Annotated in this window: 14 protein-coding genes; 8 read left to right on the top strand and 6 right to left on the bottom strand. The window is 69.3% G+C overall.

Annotated elements, in window-relative coordinates; genetic code table 11:
* Nucleotides 1–61 precede the first annotated feature (61 nt).
* The 4 genes from NS220_RS08630 (at nt 62) to NS220_RS08645 (ending at nt 4422) form a co-directional block, all read left to right on the top strand.
* Nucleotides 62–754: a winged helix-turn-helix transcriptional regulator gene (locus NS220_RS08630; protein ID WP_058623669.1), complete on the top strand. Its 693-nt coding sequence runs from the start codon at nt 62–64 to the stop codon at nt 752–754.
* Between the two features lie 70 nt (nt 755–824).
* Entirely contained in the window at nt 825–2993 is a 2169-nt protein-coding gene (locus NS220_RS08635; RefSeq protein ID WP_058623670.1) for an RNA degradosome polyphosphate kinase, read from the top strand.
* On the top strand, nt 2990–3928 hold the full coding sequence (locus NS220_RS08640; RefSeq protein ID WP_058623671.1) for an NUDIX hydrolase: 939 nt from the start codon (nt 2990–2992) through the stop codon (nt 3926–3928). Before NS220_RS08635 ends, NS220_RS08640 begins: the two co-directional genes overlap by 4 nt.
* A complete protein-coding gene (locus NS220_RS08645) occupies nt 3925–4422 on the top strand; it encodes a hypothetical protein (RefSeq protein ID WP_153004223.1) in 498 nt (165 codons plus the stop codon). The genes NS220_RS08640 and NS220_RS08645 overlap by 4 nt, the downstream gene beginning before the upstream one ends.
* 31 nt (nt 4423–4453) lie before the next feature.
* On the opposite strand, the gene NS220_RS08650 is transcribed toward NS220_RS08645, so the two are convergent.
* Both NS220_RS08650 and NS220_RS08655 read right to left on the bottom strand, forming a co-directional pair.
* The gene (locus NS220_RS08650) at nt 4454–5749 is read right to left on the bottom strand and encodes a M1 family metallopeptidase (RefSeq protein WP_058623673.1); all 1296 of its coding nucleotides are present in this window, start codon (nt 5747–5749) and stop codon (nt 4454–4456) included.
* Entirely contained in the window at nt 5746–9684 is a 3939-nt protein-coding gene (locus NS220_RS08655) for a Pls/PosA family non-ribosomal peptide synthetase (RefSeq protein WP_058623674.1), read from the bottom strand. The genes NS220_RS08650 and NS220_RS08655 overlap by 4 nt, the downstream gene beginning before the upstream one ends.
* A gap of 158 nt (nt 9685–9842) precedes the next feature.
* On the opposite strand from NS220_RS08655, the gene NS220_RS08660 reads away from it, so the two are divergent.
* The 4 genes from NS220_RS08660 (at nt 9843) to pstB (ending at nt 14033) form a co-directional block, all read left to right on the top strand.
* Nucleotides 9843–10970 (top strand): phosphate ABC transporter substrate-binding protein PstS, encoded by a 1128-nt coding sequence (locus NS220_RS08660; RefSeq protein WP_058623675.1) that lies wholly within the window; start codon nt 9843–9845, stop codon nt 10968–10970.
* Nucleotides 10971–11128: 158 nt separating this feature from the next.
* A complete protein-coding gene (pstC, locus tag NS220_RS08665) occupies nt 11129–12148 on the top strand; it encodes a phosphate ABC transporter permease subunit PstC (RefSeq protein WP_193755319.1) in 1020 nt (339 codons plus the stop codon).
* On the top strand, nt 12145–13233 hold the full coding sequence (gene pstA, locus NS220_RS08670; protein WP_058623677.1) for a phosphate ABC transporter permease PstA: 1089 nt from the start codon (nt 12145–12147) through the stop codon (nt 13231–13233). Before pstC ends, pstA begins: the two co-directional genes overlap by 4 nt.
* Nucleotides 13234–13253: 20 nt before the next feature.
* Entirely contained in the window at nt 13254–14033 is a 780-nt protein-coding gene (pstB, locus tag NS220_RS08675; protein WP_058623678.1) for a phosphate ABC transporter ATP-binding protein PstB, read from the top strand.
* A 51-nt stretch (nt 14034–14084) separates the two neighbouring features.
* On the opposite strand, the gene NS220_RS08680 is transcribed toward pstB, so the two are convergent.
* The 4 genes from NS220_RS08680 to sigK form a co-directional block, all read right to left on the bottom strand.
* On the bottom strand, nt 14085–14969 hold the full coding sequence (locus NS220_RS08680) for an aminodeoxychorismate lyase (protein WP_058623679.1): 885 nt from the start codon (nt 14967–14969) through the stop codon (nt 14085–14087).
* 328 nt (nt 14970–15297) lie between these two features.
* Nucleotides 15298–15936: a hypothetical protein gene (locus NS220_RS08685; protein WP_058623680.1), complete on the bottom strand. Its 639-nt coding sequence runs from the start codon at nt 15934–15936 to the stop codon at nt 15298–15300.
* Between the two features lie 125 nt (nt 15937–16061).
* Nucleotides 16062–16847: an anti-sigma factor gene (locus NS220_RS08690; RefSeq protein WP_058623681.1), complete on the bottom strand. Its 786-nt coding sequence runs from the start codon at nt 16845–16847 to the stop codon at nt 16062–16064.
* Nucleotides 16844–17446: an ECF RNA polymerase sigma factor SigK gene (gene sigK / locus NS220_RS08695; RefSeq protein ID WP_193755320.1), complete on the bottom strand. Its 603-nt coding sequence runs from the start codon at nt 17444–17446 to the stop codon at nt 16844–16846. Before sigK ends, NS220_RS08690 begins: the two co-directional genes overlap by 4 nt.
* Between the last annotated feature and the right edge of the window lie 163 nt (nt 17447–17609).

A 17609-nucleotide genomic window follows, 5' to 3' on the forward strand; every position in this document is an offset into this window, starting at 1 on the left:
GTCGTGTCGCGGCTCACCCTAAGATGGGCGGGTGTGCGGCAGCCCGCACTGGGAGGACCGTGTGGCTCAACTTCTCGTTCTCAGCTCCGCCCCCGGCGGCGGTGCCGTGCTGCCTGCGCTCGAACTTCTGAGCCACCGGGTACGGCAGATTCCGGCCGAACCTGCGCAATTGGTCAACGCACCCAGCGCCGACATCGTCTTCGTCGACGCCCGCTTCGACCTGGTCGGGGCGAAGTCGCTGTGCAAGATCCTCACGACCACGGGCATCGAGGCTCCCCTGATCCTCGTCATCACCGAGGGCGGGCTCACCGCCGTCTCGACCGACTGGGGCATCGACGACGTCGTGCTGGTCGGGGCCGGTCCCGCCGAGATCGACGCTCGCATCCGCCTGGCGATGGGCCGGCGCAGCGCCGACCAGGTCTCCACGCGTATCCAGACCTCCGGGATCACGATCGACGAGTCCTCGTACTCGGCGAAGGTCCACGGCAAGCCGCTCGACCTCACGTACAAAGAGTTCCAGCTCCTTCACTTCTTCGCGACGCACCCCTCTCGGGTGTTCACGCGCGAGCAGCTGCTCAGCGAGGTCTGGGGCTACGACTACTTCGGCGGGACGCGCACCGTCGACGTGCACGTGCGACGCCTGCGGGCGAAGCTCGGCGACCTCGAGCAGCTCATCGGCACGGTGCGCAACGTCGGCTACCGCTTCAACGTCTACGAAGACGAGCAGCCGCCCGTGGCGTCCGCTCCCGCCTGACGACCCCCGCCACCGCACGCGGGTACCGCGTGTTCACTCCCGTGTCACCGACCCCTGCAATGATGTGGGGATGATGGAACACGACGCGCTCGACGCGGGCCTCGGCGACGCGGACGACGACGACTTCGACGAGGCGATCGAGGTAGAGGACGACCAGCTGCCCGACCACCGCTACCTCGATCGCGAGATCAGCTGGCTCGCCTTCAACCAGCGAGTGCTCGAGCTCGCCGAAGACCCCACGGTTCCCGTGCTGGAGCGCGCGAACTTCCTCGCGATCTTCGCCAGCAACCTCGACGAGTTCTTCATGGTGCGCGTCGCCGGGTTGAAGCGTCGCATCATCACCGGGCTCGCCGTGCCGACGAACGTCGGCCGCGCCCCGCTGGATGTCCTCGCCGACATCTCGGCCGAAGCCCATCGTCTCCAGCTGCGGCATGCCGCGGCATGGACCGAGAAGGTGCGTCCTGCCCTCGCCGAGGCAGGGATCGAGGTCGTGTCGTGGGACTCGCTCGACGAACCCACGGCCGAGCGACTGACCGAGTACTTCCAGCGCAACGTCTTCCCGGTCCTCATGCCCCTCGCGGTCGACCCGGCCCACCCGTTCCCCTACATCTCGGGCTTGTCGCTGAACCTCGCGATCCGCATCCGCAATGCGCGGACCGGGCGCCAGGAGTTCGCGCGTCTGAAGGTCCCGCCGATGCTTCCCCGCTTCGTCGAGGTCCCGGGCGACGGCCCGGGTGTGCGCTATCTCCCCCTCGAAGAGCTCATCTCCAACCACCTGGGCGATCTGTTCCCGGGCATGGAGGTCCTCGACCATCACGCGTTCCGCCTGACGCGCAACGAAGACATGACGATCGAGGAAGACGAGACGGAGAACCTCATCCAGGCGCTCGAAGCCGAGCTTCTCCGCCGCCGCTTCGGTCCCCCGATCCGCCTCGAGATCACCGAGGACATGGACGACGTGACCCGCTCGCTCCTGTTGAGCGAGCTCGACATCACCGAGCAGGAGGTCTACCGACTCCCCGGCGCGCTCGACCTGCGCGGGCTGTTCGACCTCTCGCGCATCGACCGTCCCGACCTCCACTACCCGCCGCACGTGCCGAAGACGGCCCTCGCCTTCCAGCCGCCGGAGCAGAACGGCCGCGCCGACCTGTTCGGGGCGATCCGCAAGGCGGACGTGCTCGTGCACCACCCCTACGAGTCCTTCGCGACGAGCGTGCAGGCGTTCCTCGAGCAGGCGGCGCGTGACCCGCACGTGCTCGCCATCAAGCAGACCCTCTACCGCACCTCGGGCGACAGTCCCATCGTGCAGGCCCTCATCGACGCGGCCGAGGCCGGCAAGCAGGTGCTCGCTCTGGTCGAGGTCAAGGCCCGATTCGACGAGGCCAACAACATCGTGTGGGCCCGGAAGCTCGAGAAGGCCGGCGTCCACGTGGTCTACGGTCTCGTCGGGCTCAAGACGCACTGCAAGCTCGCGCTCGTCATCCGAGAGGAAGAGGGGCGGCTCCGCCACTACAGCCACGTCGGGACGGGCAACTACAACCCGAAGACCAGCCGCATCTATGAGGACTTCGGTCTCTTCACCATCGACGACCAGGTCGGTCGCGACCTCACGCGTCTCTTCAACGAGCTGAGCGGCTACGCGATCGAGAAGAAGTTCAAGCGCCTTCTCGTCGCCCCGCTGCACCTGCGCAAGGGACTGCTGCGGCACATCGACAAAGAGCGCCGCAACGCGCTCGAGGGCAAGCCCGCGCGCGTGCGCATCAAAGTCAACTCGATGGTCGACGAAGAGATCATCGACGCGCTCTACCGGGCCAGCCAGGCGGGCGTTCCCGTCGAGGTGTGGGTGCGCGGCATCTGCTCGATCAAGCCCGGCGTGCCGGGGATGAGCGAGAACATCACCGTGCGCTCGATCCTCGGCCGCTATCTCGAGCACTCGCGCATCTTCTCGTTCGCGAACGACGGCGACGAGCAGATCTACATCGGCAGTGCCGACATGATGCACCGCAACCTCGACCGCCGTGTCGAGGCGCTCGTGCGGGTCGTCGACCCGAGCCAGCTGCAGGAGCTGTCCACGCTGTTCGACCTCGCGATGGACGACGGCACGATGTCTTGGCACCTGGGGTCCGAGGGCGAGTGGGTCCGGCACAGCGTCGACGCCGAGGGGGCACCCCTCGTCGATCTGCAGGAGCACACGATGGCACGCGTGCAGCGCAAGCGGCGCGCTCGGGCGGCGCGGTGACGGAGACCGCCGTCTACGCGGCGGGCGGGGTGGTCTGGCGCGAGATCGAGGGCAAGCTCCGTGTCCTGCTGATCCACCGCACCAAGTACCGCGACATCACGCTGCCCAAGGGCAAGGTCGACCCGGGCGAGACGCTGGCCGAGACCGCGGTGCGTGAGATCCGCGAAGAGACCGGCATCCGGGTCGCCTTGGGCGTGCCCGTCGGTGTCTCTCGGTACCGGATGCCGAGCTCGCGCACGAAGATCGTGCACTATTGGGCGGCCGAGGCCTCCGACGCCGCCGTGCGCACGTCGAGCTTCGTGCCGAACAAAGAGGTCGCCGCGATCGAGTGGATGAGTCTGAAGAAGGCGCGGAAGCAGTTGAGCTACCCCGTCGACCTCGAGATCCTCGACGAGTTCATCCGGCTGGTCGACGAGAAGGCGCTGCCGACCTTCCCGATCATCGCCCTCCGCCACGGCAAGGCCCGCCCGCGGGAGGAGTGGGAGGGTCCGGATGCCGAGCGCCCCCTCGCCCCGCGTGGACGCCGTCAGGCGAACGCCATCGTCGGTCCGCTGCTCGCGTTCGGAGTCCGTCGCATCGTGTCGAGCCCGGCGGAACGCTGCGTCCGCACGGTGACGCCGTTGTCCCAGGCGTTGGCGCTGAAGATCCAGACGTCCCCGGACATCAGCCAGGACGCCTGGGAGGAGGGGCGAGCCGACGTCCGACGCGTCATGGGCGAACGCGTGCGCGCCCGCAAGCCCGTGGTGCTCTCGAGTCACGGCCCGGTGCTGCCCTCCATCCTCCATGAGCTCGCCCTGGCGACCGGGACGATGCGGGGGGCGTACCTCGGCAGCTCCTCGGCACTCGAGACCGGGGCGTTCTCGGTGGTCCACGTCCCCCTCCACCACCCGGGGGCGGGCATCGTCGCCATCGAGACGCACGAGCCGCCGGTGTGACCCTCCCCCCAGGGGTGCGGGTCGCGTGGGGCGAGGTCGCCGACGCGGCGTCGCGTCGCGCCGTGTCGAGGGCCCTGCTGTCGGCGCTCCTCCCCGAGGCGACGTTCGTCTCGCGCTGTCCGCGCTGCGGGGGTGATCACGGTCGCATCCGCGTGTCCGGGGCGGATGCCGTGGTCTCCGTCTCGTACGCGCAGGGCTGGGCGGTGGGAGCTGTCGCGGAGGGGTGGACGCGCGTGGGAATCGATGTCTCGCCCACCGACGCCGGAGGGCTCGACCTCGTTCTGCCGGGAGCCGATGCCCGAAGCTGGACGCGCGTCGAGGCCGTTCTGAAAGCCGACGGACGGGGCCTCGACGTGGATCCGGCCCGCGTCGAGGTGGCATCCGGTGCGGACGACGCCTGGACGGCGCGCATTGACGACGGGGCGTGGGTCACGGGCCATGACCTCGCGAGTCCTCCGGGACTGGTCGCGGCTCTGGCGGTCGCTGCCGAGTGATGCGCGGGCCGCGCGGGAGCGGCTCGGGCTCTCACCGCAATGCGGGCAGCTCGCGGCGATCGATCCAGGTCGAGAGCAAGGCAGCGGCATCCGCTCCCCCGGCCTGCTCCACCGCGGCGCGGAAGTCGTCGGTCGTGACGAGAGCATGGCGGTGGTCGGCGGTCCACGCGCGCAGCAGAGCGAAGAACGCCTCATCGCCCAGGGCACGGCGCACCGCGTGCAGGGCGAGAGCGCCGCGCTTGTAGACGCGATCGTCGAACATGTCGTCGGGCCCTGGATCCACGAGGAGGAGGTCGCGGGGCTTCGCGGCGAGGCGGGTGTAATTCTCCTCGACGCAGGCGTCGACGGACCGGCCGCCTGACTCGTCCGACCACAGCCACTCCGCGTAGCAGGCGAAGCCCTCGTTCAGCCAGATGTCGCTCCAGGCGGCGATGCCGACGCTGTTGCCGAACCATTGATGGGCGAGTTCGTGGGCGACGAGACGCTGCGCGGCGGGAACGAGGTGGTTCATCCCGAAGACCGCGAGACCCTGGGCTTCGAGCGGGATCTCGAGCTCATCGGCGGTCACCACGAGCGTGCAGGTCTCCTGTGGATACGGTCCGAACAGCCGATCGAACACCCGGAGCATCTCGGGGACGCGCGCGAAGGCGCGATCGGCGGCCGCCGTGAGCGCCGGCGGAGCGGTCACGCTGGCCGCGGGGACGACGTCGACGCCGCTCCCCGCCAGATGCTGGGTGCGGTAACGGCCCACGTGGACGGCTGCGAGGTACGTCGCGGTGGGGACATCCGACGTGAAAGTCGTGGTGGTGCGTCCGCCGCGCCGCGTCACAGCTCCCGGCACACCGGTGGCTGCGACCGTGTACCCGTCGTCGACGGTGACCTGCATGCGCATGCGCGCGCGATCGTCGGGCCGGTCGTTGCAGGGGAACCAGGTCGGCGCGCCGGTCGGCTGACCCGCGACGAGGGCGCCATCGGTGAGTTCCTCCCACCCGACGGTTCCCCAGCGCGAGCGCCGCGGAGCCGGTGAACCCGCATACGCGACCTCGACCGTGAACGGCGTCCCCGCGGCGAGCGCGACCGGTGACGTGACACGCAGCGCACGGGGACCGCTCGTGTACCGCGCCGTCGCCCCATCGACCTTCACGCGCGTCGCGCGGAGCCCGACGAGATCGAGGGTGAACGCGGTGATCGGCTGGCGCGCGACAGCGGTGATCGTCGCCACGCCCTCGAGCCGGTTGGTGCGCACACGGTAGCCGAGCGCGAGGTCGTACTCCTGTACGTCGTAGGACGGGTCGCCGCTCTGCGGCGCGTACGGATCGGCGCTCACGTCGTCGACTGGTACGCGCGCACCTTCACGGCACGCCATGGTCCGATGGGGTTCCCGCTCCAGCGCGAGCCGACCGGAACGGTCTCGCCGCGCATCACGAGAGACGCCGGTCCCACGGTGGCGTGGGCTCCGAGCGTGGATGCCGGGAGCACCACGCTGTGCGGACCGAGGGTCGCCCCGGGTTCCAGCTCGACGGTGTCCATACTCATGATTCGATCATGGAACAGATGGGTCTGAACCACGCATCCGCGGTTGACGGTTGACGCGTCACCCAGAGTCACCAGGTCGGGCTCGGGCAGCCAGTAGCTCTCGCACCAGACGCCCGCGCCGATTCTCGCGCCGAGGCTGCGAAGCCAGACGGCGAGTGCCGGGGTGCCCGAGGCCGCGCGGGCGAACCAGGGTGCCGCGACCATCTCAGTGAAGGTGTCCGACACCTCGGTCCGCCAGACGAAGCTCGACCACAGCGGCTGCTCGCCCGCACGGATGACCCCGACGATCGCCCACTTCGCGGCGGTGGACACCGCCGCCGCGACCGCGCCGGCGGCGAGCATGACGACACCCGAGAGCAGCAGGGTCCACACCGGTCCGGCCACGTCCCACAGGGCGGCGAGCGTGAACAGCACCCCGAGGCCGATCCCGCACGTGACCACCACGGGCACGAATCGACAGAGTTCCCACAGCGTGCGCGCAAGGCGCAGGGCCGGTGTCGGCTGATACGTGCGCGACTCGTCTCCCTCGGCGGAGAGGCGCCGCAGGCGTACCGCCGGAGATCCCAGCCACGACGATCCCGGCTTCGCCTTCAGCGGCGCGGCCGAGAGCACCGCGACGAGACCGTCGCGCGGCACGCGGTGCCCGGGGGCTGCCATGCCCGAGTTGCCGAGGAACGCGCGCTTGCCGATGCGGACCGGCCCGAGGCGGAGCCACCCGGCGCGCAGCTCGTACGACGCGACCATCGTGTCATCTGCCAGGAACGCCCCGTCTTCGATCCGCGTCATCGACGGGATCAGCAGAACGGTGGATGCCTCGACGTCCCGGCCGACGCGCGCGCCCAGCAACCGCAGCCACACCGGCGTGAAGAGCGACGAGTAGAGGGGGAAGAGGATCGTGCGGGCGGCATCCAGGAGTCTCTCGATGCTCCACGCCTGCCAGGCGACCCGGCTGCGCACGGGGAACGTGCCCTCGATGAGACCGAGCGACAGCAGCCGCACGAGAAGGACCACGGATGCCGCGAAAACGACGCCCGTGACCGCCACCGCCGGCACGAGCCAGGCGAACGCGCGCAGGGTGGCCTCGCCGAGCGAGTCGGCCCCCGCGATGCCCTGGGCGACGACGAGACCGCCGAGGGTGAACGCCGCGAGCGGCAGCAGAGCGAGCACGACGGCGGAGGTGGCGTAGGCCCACAGCCAGCGCGTCGGGGCCGGCGGACGCTCCCCCGGCCAGCCCTTCGCGGTTCCGCCGACGCGGACGGCCGGAGAGCCGGCCCACGACTGGTCCGCCTTGACCCGGCCGAAGACCGCCGAACCCGGGGCGATCTCGGCTCGCCGGCCGATACGCGTACCCGGGGCGAGCGTCGAGCGCGCTCCCACCGTGGCCTCCGCACCGATGCGCACCTCGCCGATGCGCACGAGGTCGCCGTCGATCCAGTAGCCGGTAAGGTCCACCTCGGGTTCGATCGAGGCTCCGTCGCCGACGACGAGCATCCCGGTGACCGGGGGCAGAGCGTGCAGGTCGACGTTGCGGCCGATGCGTGCACCCAGCGCCCGCGCGTAGTACGACACCCACGGGGCTCCGGCGAGGCCCACGGCATCCACCTGATCCGCGATCTGCTCCGCCAGCCACAGGCGGATGTGCACCCAGCCTCCGCGCGGATAGTCGCCCGGACGCACGCCCGACAGCAGAAGACGAGCGGATGCCACGGCGATCGCCATGCGCCCGAACGGGGTCGCGAAGACGAGCAGTCCGACCAGCAGCACGGGCCACGGCACCGCGGGGAGCACCTCGAATCCGGGTAGGAGCTGCAGGATCGCCGACGCGGTCAGCAGGTACAGCAGCCACCGCACGCCCGCGAGGATGAACAGCGGCGCGCCCAGCAGCGTCTGCGCCCACTGCGTGGTGCGGGGCGTCGGTGTCGCGCGGTGGAACTGCGCGGGAGTGTCGTCGGTGAGCTGCGGGCCGAGGGCCTTCGCCATCGCGCCGAGGCGTGGAACGTCGTAGATGTCGGCGACCGAGAATTCGGGTACCCGCGCACGGATCCGCGAGACCAGCTGCGCGGCGGCGAGGGACCCTCCGCCGAGGTCGAAGAAGTCGGCTTTGCGTTCGGTCACCGGTAGTCCGAGGACGGCCTGCCACTGCTCGGCCAGCCAGAGCTCATCGGTCGAGAAGTCGGTGGCGGCGGGGGCGTCGGCTCCGGGAAGGGGCCACGGCAGCGCGGCACGGTCGACCTTGCCCGAGGTGCGGACGGGGAGCTCGTCCACGACGCCGAGGAGGGGGATGGTCGCCGCGGGGAGTCGCTCGGAGAGCGCTGCCCGAGCCGCTCCACGGTCGAGATCGACCCCGGCGTCCATGACCAGATAGCCCACGAGCACGGGGACGCCGGCCGCGGTGGTCCGCACCGCGACGGTGGCCGCGCTGACCCCGGCGAGGTCCTGCAGAGCGGATTCCACCTCGCCGAGTTCGATGCGACGACCGCCGACCTTGACCTGATCGTCCGCGCGACCCTGGAAGACCAGCCCCTCCGGGTCGAACCGCACCAGGTCGCCGGAGCGGTAGGCCCGTTCCCACCCGAGGGTCGGCATGGGCGCGTACTTCTCGGCATCCTTCGCGGGATCCAGGTACCGCGCGAGGCCCACGCCGCCGATGATGAGCTCACCGACCTGCCCCTCCGCCACGGGGAGACCCTCGGCGTCCACCACGGCCAGTGCCCAGCCGTCCAGCGGCAGACCGATCCGCACGGGCAGGGTCCCGTCGAGCGGGGCGGCGCACGCGACGACCGTGGCTTCGGTGGGGCCGTAGGTGTTCCACACCTCGCGGCCCTCGGCGACCAGCCGGGCCGCGAGTTCGGGGGGACACGCCTCTCCCCCGAAGATGAGGAGGCGGACGTTCTCGATCGAGTCCGCGGGCCACATCGCCGCGAGCGTGGGCACGGTCGAGACGACCGTGATGCCCTGGCGAAGCAGCCACGGAGCCAGATCCTCCCCCGAGCGGACGAGGGAGCGGGGCGCGGGGACGAGGCACGCCCCATGTCCCCAGGCGAGCCACATCTCTTCGCACGAGGCGTCGAACGCCACCGACAGACCGGCCAGGACGCGGTCGCCGGGTCCGAGCGGGTCCTGCTGCAGGAAGATGCGCGCCTCGGCCTCGACGAAGGCCGCTGCGGACCGGTGCGAGACGGCCACTCCCTTGGGCACCCCCGTCGAGCCGGAGGTGAAGATGATCCACGCGTCATCGTCCACCGTGGGTGGGGCGACCACCGGCAGCGCGTGGGTGCTCGGGTGCGGGGCGTCTCCGTCGTAGAGGCGCACGAGATCGTCCTGGCCGACCACGAACTCGCCGTCCCCCGCGATGATCCCCTTCACCGCGGCTTCGCCGAACACCAGGCGGGCACGCTCGTCGGGGTCATCGGCATCCACGGGCACGTAAGCGGCCCCCGCGGCCATCACCGCGAGGATCGACACGTACAGCTCCTTCGACCCCGAGGGCATGCGAACGCCGACGCGGTCACCCCGCCGCACGCCCGCCGCGTGCAACGCGCCGGCCGTCCTCCAGACGCGCGCGAGGAGTTCGCGGTAGCTGAGGGCACCCGAACCGTCGTCGATCGCGGAGGCCTCCGGATGCCGCGCAGCGACCTCGGCGAGGAGGTCGATGAGCGTGCGGGCAGGCGGAGCGGCGCTGACACGATCGAGCGGCGCTTGCGCGGCGGGAGCGGGGGTCGTCACGGAGGTGAAGCGTATACCGCCCGAGAAAACGTCCCGGTCAGGCCAGAGCGGTTCACCGTCCGTTCACCCGTGCAACGCACTCTCGTAAGAGTCGGTGTTTACCGTGCGGGAGAACCCTGCACCGGGTTCGTGTCCCCGACATACGAAGGATTCACACAGTGAAGCTCTCCCGATTCGTTCAGCTGGGCGCCGTGGCGGCCGTTGCCTCCGTGGCCCTCGCCGGTTGCTCCTCCCCCTCCGGCTCCGGCGACGCCGCTGCTTCGTCGCCGTCGGCCTCGTCGTCGTCCGTGGCCTTCACGGTCGACCCCAGCCTGAGCGGCACGATCACCGCCGGCGGATCGAGCGCCCAGTCCAACGCGCAGGCCGCGTGGACCGCCGCGTACAACGCGCAGGCCAAGGGTGTCACCATCAACTACGACAAGTCGCAGGGCTCCGGCGGTGGCGTCACGAACTTCCTGAGCGGCGCGTACGACTTCGCCGGCTCCGACTCGCCCCTCAACGCCGACCAGACCGCGCAGTCCAAGGCGCTGTGCACCGCGGGCGGCGTCAACATCCCCGTCTACCTCGACGGTGTCGCGATCATCTTCAACCTTCCCGGCGTCACCAACCTGAAGCTCTCGGGCGAGACGATCGCCAAGATCTTCGCGCTGCAGATCACCGACTGGTCCGACCCGGCCATCACCAAGGACAACGGCACGGCGCTCCCCGCCGGCGCGATCACGACCGTCGCTCGCTCGGACGGCTCGGGCACCACGCAGAACTTCACCAACTACCTCGCCGCGACGCAGTCGTCGGTCTGGACCTCGCCCGCGGGCAAGGACTGGCCCATCGAGGGCAACGTGTCGAAGCAGAAGGGCGGCTCCGGCGTCGTCGAGGCGGTCAAGGCCGGCTCGGGCACGATCGGTTACGCCGACCACTCCGCGATCGGTGACCTGAACGCTGCCGCGATCATCCAGGACGGCACCGCGATCCCCTACAGCGCCGAGGCCGTCACCGCGACGTTCGCCGCTGCCGCGGTCGACGCCAGCAACGGCGTCACGGGCGACCTGTCGAAGAAGTTCGACTACTCGAAGCTGACCGCCGAGACCTACCCGATCCCGCTGGTGTCGTACGCGATCGCGTGCTCCACCTTCAAGGACACCAAGCAGGCCGCTCTCGTGAAGTCGTACCTCGGCTTCGTCACCAGCACCACGGGCCAGCAGGTCGCCGCGAAGAACGCCGGCTCCGCTCCGCTGCCCGACTCGGTTCTCGCGGCTGCCGCGAAGACCCTCGAGGCGATCAAGTAACACCTCTCGGACTCGGCCCGGTCCGCACCCCTCGTGCGGACCGGGCCGGGCTGATCGGAGGGGTCGATTCAGCATCGACCGTTCCGCTGAGCCGAACATCCTCAGAGAGAACCCGACCGAGGAGAATCCCTTGATCCGCGCCGAGCACGAGGTCCCCCGTGACTGACACTGTGAGTGACGCCACGACCGAAGCCGCGACACCGAACACCCCGAAAGCCAGCATCGTCGGTAAGCGTCGCGTCGGCGACACCGTCTTCCTCGGCCTGTCGACCACGGCCGCCGTGTCGATCATGGTCATCCTCGCCGGTGTGGCGATCTTCCTCATCATCCGGGGTCTCCCCGCCATCACGGCCAACTGGAGCGAAGGCGACCTCGCCGGCTACCAGAACCGCAACTGGTCGAGCTTCTGGGAGTACGTCGGCCCCCTGCTCTTCGGCAGCATCTGGGCGGCGCTGATCGCCATGGTGATCGGAACCCCCGTCGCCATCGGCATCGCGCTGTTCATCTCGCACTACGCGCCGCGCAAGGTCGCGGGTGCCCTCGGGTACGTCGTCGACCTCCTCGCCGCGGTGCCGTCGATCGTCTTCGGCCTGTGGGGCATCATCGTGATGCGTCCGCTGCTGCTGCCGGTCAGTCAGTTCCTCAACGAGTACCTGGGCTGGATCCCGCTCTTCCAGGGCCCGGTGTCCTCCACCGGTTCGACGATGTTCACCGGTGGCGTCGTGCTCGCGGTCATGATCCTGCCGATCGTCACCTCGATCACCCGCGAGATCTTCCTGCAGACTCCGCGCCTGCACGAAGAAGCCGCCCTCGCCCTCGGTGCGACGCGCTGGGAGATGATCCGCCTCGCCGTCTTCCCCTACGCCCGCAGCGGCATGGTGTCGGCGACGCTGCTCGGCCTCGGTCGCGCCCTCGGCGAGACGATGGCCATCGCGCTGATCATCTCCCCGAGCCTCATCTACTCGGTGCTGCTTCTCACCGACGGTTACAACTCCCAGACCATCGCCGCCAACATCGCCCTGAACTTCCCGATCGCGACCGACCTGCAGCGCTCGGCGCTCATCGGAACCGGTCTGATGCTGTTCGTGGTGTCGCTCGCGGTCAACATGCTCGCGCGCTACATCATCTCGGCGACGGGACCGGGCGCGAAGGGCCGCAAGAGAGGAAAGCGCTCGTGACCGCCACCGCCGTCCCGGCCTCGAAGCCCCTGGCCCTCACGAGCGGTCAGCTGCCCCGCTACATCGAGCCCGCCCTCCTCCTCGGCATCGCCGTCGTCGTTGTCGGTGTGCAGGTCCTCGTCGGCGGCTTCAACCTCGCCGTCTGGCTCATCCTCACCGCCGTGATCTACCTCATCGCGATCGGTGTCGGCTCCTCGATCGTCGAGAACCGTCGCAAGGCCGTCGACCGCGTCGTCCGGGGCCTGGTGACGGCGGCCTTCCTGCTGGCTCTCGCTCCGCTCATCTCGACGCTGTGGACCGTGGTGTCCAAGGGCCTGGCCGTGGTGAACCTGCAGTTCATCACCCAGGTGGGGGGCACGACCTTCGACCCGGACACCCTCGCGGTCGTGGCGACGGCCGGGGCGTGGCAGGCGATCACCGGAACCCTGATCATCACCGGCATCGCCGCGCTCATCTCGGTCCCCGTCGGCGTCCTCGCGGCCGTCTACCTCGTCGAGTACGCGCTGCCGACCAATCCGCTCCGTCGCACGATCACCTTCCTCGTCGACGTGATGACCGGCATCCCCTCGATCGTCGCGGGTCTGTTCGCCTTCTCGCTGTTCAGCCTCGTCGTGGGGCCGAAGGCGTTCAGCGGGTTCTCGGCATCCATCGCCCTGTGCGTGCTGATGATCCCGATCGTGATCCGCTCCACCGAAGAGATGCTGCGCCTGGTGCCGGCCGACCTGCGTGAGGCCTCCCTCGCACTCGGCGTGCCGCGCTCGGCCACGATCATCAAGGTCGTGCTGCGCACCGCGGCCTCCGGCATCATCACCGGTGTCGTGCTCGCCGTGGCCCGCGTCGTGGGTGAGACCGCGCCGATCTTCATCGCCGCGAGCTTCACCGACAACTTCAACGCGAACCCGTTCGAGGGCCCGATGCAGACCCTTCCGGTCATGGCGTACACCGCGTACAGCTTCCCCGGCCAGGACATCGACGCCTCCCAGGCCAACGCCTGGGGCGCGGCTTTCCTCCTCGTCGTCCTCGTCGTCATCTTCAACCTGATCGCCCGGATCGTCGCGGCACTGTTCGCGCCGAAGACCCGCTGAGCGCGGAAAGGCACACCCCCATGTCCAAGAGCATCGAGGTCCAGGACCTCAACGTCTACTACAGCGACTTCCTCGCGGTCGAGGGCGTCTCGATCGACATCGAGCCGCGTTCGGTCACCGCCTTCATCGGTCCCTCGGGATGCGGGAAGTCCACGTTCCTGCGCACGCTGAACCGCATGCACGAGGTCATCCCCGGCGGTCACGTCAAGGGCCGCGTGCTCATCGACGGCGATGACCTGTACGGTCCCGGGGTCGACCCCGTGCTCGTGCGCCGCCACGTCGGCATGGTCTTCCAGCGCCCGAACCCCTTCCCCACCATGTCGATCCGCGAGAACGTGCTGGCCGGGGCGAAGCTCAACGACAAGCGCATGTCGAAGAGCGACGCGGACGCCCTCGTCGAGAAGTCGCTGCAGGGAGCGAACCTCTGGAACGAGGTCAAGGATCGCCTCGACAAGCCCGGCGGCGGCCTGTCGGGCGGTCAGCAGCAGCGTCTGTGCATCGCGCGGGCCATCGCGGTCTCGCCCGACGTGCTGCTGATGGACGAACCCTGCTCCGCCCTCGACCCGATCTCGACCTTCGCGATCGAGGAGCTGATCGGTGAACTGAAGAGCGAGTACACCATCGTCATCGTCACGCACAACATGCAGCAGGCCTCGCGCGTGAGCGACAAGACGGCGTTCTTCAACATCGCCGGCACCGGCAAGCCCGGCAAGCTCATCGAGTACAACGACACGGCGGCGATCTTCACGGCACCCACCGTCCAGGCGACCGAAGACTACGTCTCGGGCCGCTTCGGGTAAGCACCTCTCGCGCGAAAGCCCCGCTTCGGCGGGGCTTTCGTCGTTTCCGGATCAGTCGCGGGGCGAGAGCAGGTACGCGTTCAGCTCGTCGGTGAACACGCGGTCAACGGGCTTCTCCACGCCGTCGACGGCGGAGATCGGCGCGGCCAGGCGCACGCTGGAGAGCAACCACGCGGCATCCGCGTTTCGCAGATCGCTCAGCAGAACCTCTTCGTAGGCGGTCTCGAACCCGCGCCCGCCGAGGTGGGTGAACAGACTGCGCTGGGTCGTGCCGTGCAGGATTCCGGCGTGGGGCTCGGGGGTGACGAACTTGTCGCCGGAACGCAGGATCACGGATGCCGTGGGCGCCTCGAGCACGTACCCGTCACTCGTGACGAACACGGCGTCGTCGGCGCCCCGGCGCTTCGCCTCGCGCACGGCGGCCATGTTGACCGCGTAGGACAGAGTCTTCGCCCCCAGCAGCAGCCACGGGGCGCGGCCGGGCACGTCGAGTTGGTAGCCCCGGTCGAGCGTCACGACGCGGACCCCCTCGGTGCGGGCGCGGGCGTTGTCGGGGGCGGCGGCAAGGGTGATCCACGCGGTCGGCGAAGATCCGTGCTCCACCCCTCGGCTGAGGATGAGCTTGATCACGCTCTCCCCCGCCCCGGCCTCTGCGGCGACGCGGGCGATCGCCTCCCGCCACTGCTGCGCGTGCGGGACGGGCAGGTCGGCGAGCTGCGCCGAGCGCGCCAACCGGTCCAGGTGCGGACCCACTTCTTGCGCGTGCCCGTCGACCACGCCGATCGACTCGAACACGCCATCGCCGCGCTGCGCGCTGAGCTCGCCCAGGGGCAGCACGGGACCGTCGGGATCCACCACCGTGAAGGTGTCGGAGAAGCTCTGACCTCGATTCTCGGATGCCAGGGGGTCGAGCACGAGAGCGAAGAGCAGAGCCATGCAGCGAGCCTACGCCCGCGGTCCGACACGCCCGGGCCTTGTCAACGGGGCAGTCGGAGGGAATGTGCGGGGCCGACGCTTGTTACACTTTTATCGCCGGGCCGCAGTAACCCCGGGCTCCATCTTCTGCCGCTATGAGCGGCCATGCGCCGAGAGGCGTTCTGCGGTCCGGCACTTATCTTTTCGGCGGTGTGTGGTCACGCCGGGGCTTCGACAGACTCAGCCATCCGCTCCGCCCCGTCGGATCGCGCCGGGGCTTCGACACTCTCAGCCACCGGTCCGCTCGAGGTCCCTGAGCTTGTCGAAGGGACCGGGACCGGATCGGCGCTCAGCTCAGGCCGTCGCGACGCCAGAGGGCCGCCGCTGCGGACAGGTCCTCGGCGTACGTCGACAAGCGCAGCGCCCGCGTCGTCAACGCCGACGCCCGCTCCGATTCGGTGTTCTCGTAGTCGTCCGCCAGGTGCGTCGAGCCCGAGGCCTGCACGCGGCAGAACGCGGCTGCGCGGTCGAGCGCCACCGCGAAGTCGCCCTCGAAGAGGCCGCGCAGGATCGTGTCGATCAGCTGCACGAGCTCCTCGGGACCCGCGGGAGCCGGGGCTCCCACCACCACGGGGTCCACGGTCGCCATCTCGACGCGCCCCCGCTCGTAGAGGAGCGCGGCGGTCGCGGCGTCATCGTGGATCATGAGCTGCAGCAGGTACAGCCGCCAGAGCGCACCCGGGAGAGACCGCGCGGGCGAGCGCGACCAGAGTTCCGCGATGTCGTCGATGCCGTGGTCGTCGGTGAACGCGACGAGACGCTCGACGACATCGACGCTCGGATCGGCGCGGACCCGCGCCAGAAGGGCGTGCGCGGTGCTGTGCGCGACGCGGGACACCTCCGCAGGGTCATCGGCGGCGAAGAGGCGGTCGAACAGTTCGGCGGGACGTCGGATCGGCTTGTGGAACTCGCGCGGCGAATCGCTCATCGTTCCAGGCTAGGCGGTCCGCTCGGGGGCGGGGTGGGTCCCGTCGACAGGTTCAGGGACCTTCGAAAGGTTCAGGGACCTTCATGAGCTCGGGGACCTCTCACCCGCGCAAAGGCGCGAGTTGCTCAGGCGGTCGCGACAGCGACCACGGGAGCCGAGCTGGGCGTACCGTCCGGCGAGCCCCCCGCGGGTTCGATCGTCACCGCGATGGTGTCGCCGGAGTGGAACTCGCCGTCCAGGATCGCCGTCGCGCGACCCGCGGCATCCGTCTCGAAGATTCCGGCGGCGATCGGCGTCTCACCCCGCACGAACCACAGTTCGTACGTCTGATCGTCGCTGAGAGCCGGCATGCCGTCGGTCACGAGGACGCTTCGCCCCGTCGATGCGGACCAGTGCGCGGTGGCCGAGCCCCCGTCGGCCATCGTCACCGAAGCCGACTGCGCGTCGGGGGCCTTCTCGATCTGCTCGAGCGCCACGACCGAGGCCGGCCGGGTCACGTACTGGCCGATCGAGGCGGCGCCGAATCCGAGAACCAGAACGGCGACGATGGATGCCGCGAGCGTGAACCAGCGACGACGCCCCCAGCTCGTCGGGCGCGAGGACGTGGTCTCCAGGTCGATCGGAGCGGGACCCGCGGCGGCGAAATCCTCGTCGTCGTCCGGGGCGGGAGAGACATCGGTCTGCTGCGGAAGGTCGGCGATACGCGCCATCACGGACGCACGCACCGACGGCGGCGGATCGACCGGCTCGACGATGTCGCTCAGGGCGGCGATGGCCGCGGCGGCGTCTCGCACGTGCGAATCCCAGTGGGGATTGCTCGCAAGCGCCTCCTGGTACGCGCGTTCGTCAGCATCCGATAGCGCATTCAACGCGTGACCGGCTGCGAGGTCGGCGAAATCCCTCTCGTTCACTTGTCCACCCCCAATTCCATCCTCAAGCGTGACAATCCGTCGCGCATCCTGGTTTTGATGGTTCCGAGGGGCGACCCGACGAGAGTAGCGATCTCACTCTGGCTGTATCCACCGAAGTAGGCCAGGGTGAGGGCTTCTTTCTGGGCGTCGGGAAGCGTCGCCAATGCATCGACGACGCGCCGCCCTTCGATCTTCATCTCCACTTTTTCCGAGACGTTGTCGTACGCAACGTCCATATCGCGGAAGCCCGCGCGCACATCGCGATCGACACTGGACTGCGAGGACCGCACGCGGTCCACCGCTCGCCGGTGTGCGATCGTGAGGACCCACGATCTTCCTTGACCTCTCTTCGGAGTGAAGCGCGCAGCGGATTGCCAGACCTCCAGGAAAACCTCCTGAAGGACTTCTTCGCTCTGCGCGCGATCGACGAGCACGCGGCGGATGAGGCCGAAGGCTCGCGCGGACAGAGCGTCGTACACCTCCGCAAAGGCGTCACGGTCTCCCGTCGCCACGCGCTGGATCAGGTCGCCTATGTGGTCGACGCGGTCCGATCCCTCCTCGGGTAGGTCGAAACCGTCGATCACCATGGCATCCATCATTCCCTACGCCGAATCCCCTGCCCGGTGATCTTCACGCGCGTCGAGACATCGGTTAGGGAACCGTTACGAACGTCACTTCCCCTCTGGACCACCCGTCTGAAAAATATTCTTGCGAATATTTACCACTCCCTCATCAGGTGTTTTCTGCGCTGGAGCGGTCTTT

The sequence above is a fragment of the Microbacterium testaceum genome, from assembly GCF_001476655.1.
GTDB classification, from domain to species: Bacteria; Actinomycetota; Actinomycetes; order Actinomycetales; family Microbacteriaceae; genus Microbacterium; species Microbacterium testaceum_C.